Origin of the sequence: Micromonospora foliorum, from assembly GCF_022229015.1 — a bacterium.
GTDB classification, from domain to species: Bacteria; Actinomycetota; Actinomycetes; order Mycobacteriales; family Micromonosporaceae; genus Micromonospora; species Micromonospora foliorum.
Genome location: NZ_JAKKFF010000519.1, coordinates 1 through 4,223, shown reverse-complemented (window position 1 = coordinate 4,223; position 4,223 = coordinate 1). Strand labels below are relative to the sequence as shown.

The 4,223-nt window shown below is 72.5% G+C and carries 5 protein-coding genes and 1 riboswitch; of the genes, 2 read left to right on the top strand and 3 right to left on the bottom strand.

The window, feature by feature from the left end; all coding sequences use genetic code 11:
- On the bottom strand, positions 1 to 720 hold a 720-nt coding region (locus PSH25_RS29170; protein ID WP_372492881.1), incomplete at its 3' end, for an aminotransferase class V-fold PLP-dependent enzyme.
- Positions 721 to 766: 46 nt separating this feature from the next.
- A riboswitch (SAM riboswitch) is annotated at positions 767 to 887 on the bottom strand.
- A 23-nt stretch (positions 888 to 910) separates the two neighbouring features.
- Between PSH25_RS29170 and PSH25_RS29165 the strand changes: the two genes are divergently transcribed.
- Entirely contained in the window at positions 911 to 2,401 is a 1,491-nt protein-coding gene (locus PSH25_RS29165) for a PrsW family intramembrane metalloprotease (RefSeq protein WP_238662074.1), read from the top strand.
- A 38-nt stretch (positions 2,402 to 2,439) separates the two neighbouring features.
- Here the strand turns inward: PSH25_RS29165 and PSH25_RS29160 are convergent, their stop codons facing one another.
- Both PSH25_RS29160 and PSH25_RS29155 read right to left on the bottom strand, forming a co-directional pair.
- The gene (locus PSH25_RS29160) at positions 2,440 to 2,607 is read right to left on the bottom strand and encodes a hypothetical protein (RefSeq protein WP_167362445.1); all 168 of its coding nucleotides are present in this window, start codon (positions 2,605 to 2,607) and stop codon (positions 2,440 to 2,442) included.
- A 93-nt stretch (positions 2,608 to 2,700) separates the two neighbouring features.
- Positions 2,701 to 3,039 carry a GroES family chaperonin gene (locus tag PSH25_RS29155; protein ID WP_030327790.1) on the bottom strand — a complete coding sequence of 113 codons (339 nt, stop codon included), beginning with the start codon at positions 3,037 to 3,039 and terminating at the stop codon, positions 2,701 to 2,703.
- A gap of 105 nt (positions 3,040 to 3,144) precedes the next feature.
- Here PSH25_RS29155 and PSH25_RS29150 point away from each other — a divergent pair.
- On the top strand, positions 3,145 to 4,223 hold a 1,079-nt coding region (locus tag PSH25_RS29150), incomplete at its 3' end, for an AI-2E family transporter (RefSeq protein ID WP_238662073.1).

The window sequence follows — 4,223 nt, the reverse complement described above, 5'->3', positions numbered from 1 at the left end:
GCCGATCAGCACGCCCGCGCCGAACGGCGCGTACAGCTTGTGACCGGACACGGCCAGGTAGTCGACGTCGAGCGTGAGCAGGTCGACCGGGGCGTGCGGGGCGAGTTGCGCGGCGTCGAGCACGATCCGGGCGCCGTGCCGGTGGGCCACCCGCGCCAGCTCGGCGACCGGCCACCGCTCACCTGTCACGTTGCTCGCACCGGTCACCGCGACCGGCACCGGCAGCGCCGGGCTGCTGCCCCGGCGCAGCTCGGTGAGGGCGGCGGCGAGGTCGCGTACCGCCCCGTCGGGGTCGGCGGGCACCGGCAGCCGTACCGACCCGCGCGGCCAGGGCAGCAGGTTGGCGTGGTGCTCGGAGGCGTTCGTGACCACCGTGGTGCCGGCCGGCACGGCCCGCGCCAGCAGGTTGAGCGCGTCAGTGGTGTTGCGGGTGAAGATCACATGATCGTCGGCGCGAGCGCCGAAGAAGTCACCGATCGTCTGCCGGGCCTGCTCGTACGCGAGGGTGCAGCGCCGCGACAGCGCTCCCGCTCCGCGATGCACGCTGGCGTACCAGGGCAGCAGCTCGGCCACGGCGTCGGCGGCGGCCCGCGCGCACGGCGCGCTGGCCGCGTAGTCCAGGTTGGTCTCGTCGGGCACGCCGAGGACGTCGAGCGGCGCGGACGTCGCCGACGGCACGGTGGGCAGGCTGGGCAGTGAGGGTACGAGAGTGACGGACACGCCGGAACCTCCGGGGTCAGGGACCCCGGGTGTGGCATCGGGACGGGGTCCGCGCTTGCCCAGCACACCGATCGGGCTGGGCCCGGTCATCACCCGGGGCACCCCACCGCGAACTCGACGAGGGTTGCCGGCCAGCAAGCCGGGGCTTGACGCTGGCGCTCGTGACCTGCCGGCAGCATAGCGCCTACCGATGCGGCCGAACCAGCCGGCGGCGGATGGCTACGCTGACCGCATGGCCGACACCCCGCCCGGTTCACCACTGCCGCCGTCGCCCGCCGCCCCGCCTGCGCCCGCCGCCCCGCCTGCCGGCGAGACGCCCCGGATGCCGCTGCGCCGACTGGGCTGGCGGCGGTTCCTGGTGCTGGCCGGGGTGGTGCTGTTGATCGCGGCGTGCGCGGTGTTCATGGTCTTCACGCTCGGCCAGTCGCTCGGTGTGCAGGCCCTGCTGATCGGGGTGGTCGCCGCCATCCTGCCGGTGCCGGTGCTGGTCGCCTGCTTCCTCTGGCTGGACCGGTACGAACCCGAGCCGCTGAAGTATCTGATCTTCTGCTTCGCCTGGGGAGCGTTCGTCTCCACCGCCGCCTCGCTCACGGTGAACGACTTCGCCGCCAACCGTTTCGCCGACTGGGGCCTGCCGTCCGCGCTCACCGGGGTGCTGGTGGCGCCGTTCATCGAGGAGCTGACCAAGGCGCTGGGCCCGATCCTGCTGCTGGTGTTCCGCCGCCGCGAGTGGTCCGGGATCACCGACGGCCTGGTCTACTGCGGGCTCGCCGCGGTCGGCTTCGCGATGGTGGAGAACATCCTCTACCTGGGCGGGTTGGGGTACGCGTCCGGCGCCGACCGGTACGGCCCGGCCACCGGCATCCAGCAGGTCATCGCGATCTTCATCCTGCGGATCCTGCTGTTCGGGTTCGCCCATCCCCTTTTCACCTCGATGACCGGTGTGGGGCTGGGTATCGCCTCCCGGACGGCCGACCGGCGCATCCGGGTGCTCGCACCGATCGCCGGCCTGCTGCTGGCGATGATGCTGCACGGCACGTGGAACCTGTTGCCCACGCTGACCCAGGCCACCGGCGAGGCCATGATCATGCTGTACGGCTTCCTGGGCCTCATGGTGCCGGTCTTCTTCGGCACCGTGGGGCTGGCGCTGTGGTTGCGCGCCTGGGAGGGGCGGCTCACCGAGCGGGTCCTGCCCGACTACGTACGCGCCGGCTGGCTCAGCCCGCCCGAGGTGGCCGCCCTGAGCAGTCTCGGCCGGCGGCACGCCGCCCGCAGTTGGGCACGGCGGGTGGCCGGCGACGCCGGGGTACGGGCGATGCGGGGTTACCAGTCCGCCGCCACCCGGCTGGCCCTGCTGCGCGACGGGACGCTGCGAGGCCTGGACCGCAAACCCGCCGACCAGGAGCGGACCGCCCGAGAGGAGCGGGAGTTGCTGGACGCGATCACCGAGTACCGGTCGTTCTTCGTCGGTCGGGACCCGCAGGCCCCGGCGGGCGTCTGGGACGGCAGCCGCTACCACCTGCGCTTCCCGGACGGCACCGAGCGCCCGGTGGACGCGCCGGACGAGCCGGTGGTGCCGATCCCGGTGGTGCTGACTCCCGCGCCGGCTCCGGTGGGGTACGCCCCGCCCGGCTGGCCCGGCCTGCGCCCGGCGTCGCCCTGGCCGCCGACGCACCCCTGACGGCTGCTGACCTGAGCCGTGAGCTGACGGCTGGCGGTTCAGGCCAGCAGCGAGGTGAGGAAGTCACCGAGGCCCTGGAACATCGCGATCAGCGCGGCCCCGATCCCCCGGAACATCTGCGCGGCGCCGTCCGGCCGAAAGGCCATGAAGTAGATCAGGAACGCGACACTGCCCCAGGTCAACAGCTTCTTCACGAATACCGGCATCGTCCCTCCCCAGGGCCACGGTCGCCGGATGGCTTCCCGTCGTGCGGCTGGGCAAACGGTGCGCGGTGGGGCCTGGTGGCCGGGGGAGGCGCGTCAGAGGTAGAGGCCGGTCGAGTCGTTCTCGATCCGCTCGGCGGCCACGGCGTGCACGTCCCGCTCCCGCAGCAGCACGTAGCCGCGGCCGTGCAGCTCGACCTCGGAGCGGTCGTCCGGGTCGAAGAGCACCCGGTCGCCGGAGACGATGGCGCGGACGTTCGGCCCCACCCCGACGGCGGTGGCCCAGGCGAGGCGCTTGCCGACCGCGGCGGTCGCCGGAATGACGATGCCGGCGGTGGAGCGGCGTTCGCCCTCGCTGCCCTCCATCCGCACCAGCACACGGTCGTGCAGCAGGCGGATCGGCAGGCCGGCGTCGAGATCGTTGTCGGCGGTCACGCAGCAGACGCTACCGTGTGGCCGACGGTGGCCCGCCGGTGGTTACGCCGGAGATGGTCGGGGCATTGTGTGGCGGAACCGCCCTACGGTGTCGGGAACGGACGTATGCTGTCCGACCTGTCGCCGTTGGCGGGCCGGGTTTTCTGCCAGGAGGTGCGCTTGAGCCGCTTCGAGCGGGTACGCGGGCGGCTTCGCCGCGCCTACCAGTCACGACAGGAGTCGGCGCGCGCCGACGAGGGCGCGTCGAGTGACGCGCTCAACGACGCGTCGGACTCCGCCCGGGTGGCGTCGCCGGCCGTGCCGGGGCCGACCGCGCCGCCGAGCGCCACGGTCTACGGAGCGGAAGCTCCGGTGGACCTGCACAGCTCCACCACCAGTCGGGACGACGCCGACGTTCCGCACGGGCTCCGGATCGCCGCCGCGTGGTGTTGGCGACTGATCGTGATCGGCGTGGTGGCCTGGGCGCTGCTGCGGATCGTCGGCACGATCAAGATCGTGATCATCCCGTTGGCCATCGCGCTGCTGCTCTCCGCGCTGCTCGCCCCGGCGGTGGGCTGGCTGCTGCGGGTTCGGTTCCCCCGCTCGCTGGCGACGGCGGTGGTGCTGGTCGGCGGCCTGGCGGCGGTGATCGGCACGCTGACGCTGGTGGTCAACGAGTTCATTCGTGGCGTACCGGAGCTGAGCGAGAAGTCGTCGGAGGGCGTCCGGCAGATCCAGAACTGGCTGAAGACCGGCCCGCTGCACCTCTCCGACACCCAACTCGACCGCTACATCGACGAGGCGCAGGCCTGGATCAACGACAACACGTCGAAGTTCACCAGCGGCGCGCTGAGCACCGCCGCGACACTGGCCGAGGTGCTGACCGGCACGCTGCTGGTGCTCTTCGCGACGTTCTTCTTCCTGCGCGACGGCAACCGGATCTGGCGCTTCCTGGTCCGGCTGCTGCCGGTGGCCGCCCGGTGGAAGGTCGACGACGCCGGCCGCGCCTCCTGGCACACGCTCGGCGCCTACGTCCGGGCGACCGTGCTGGTCGCCTTCATCGACGCGGTCGGCATCGGCATCTTCCTGGTCGTCTTCGACATCCCGTTCGCCTTCCCGCTGGCCGCGCTGGTCTTCCTGGGCGCGTTCATCCCGATCGTCGGTGCGGCGCTCTCCGGTGGCGTGGCGGTGCTGGTGGCCCTCGT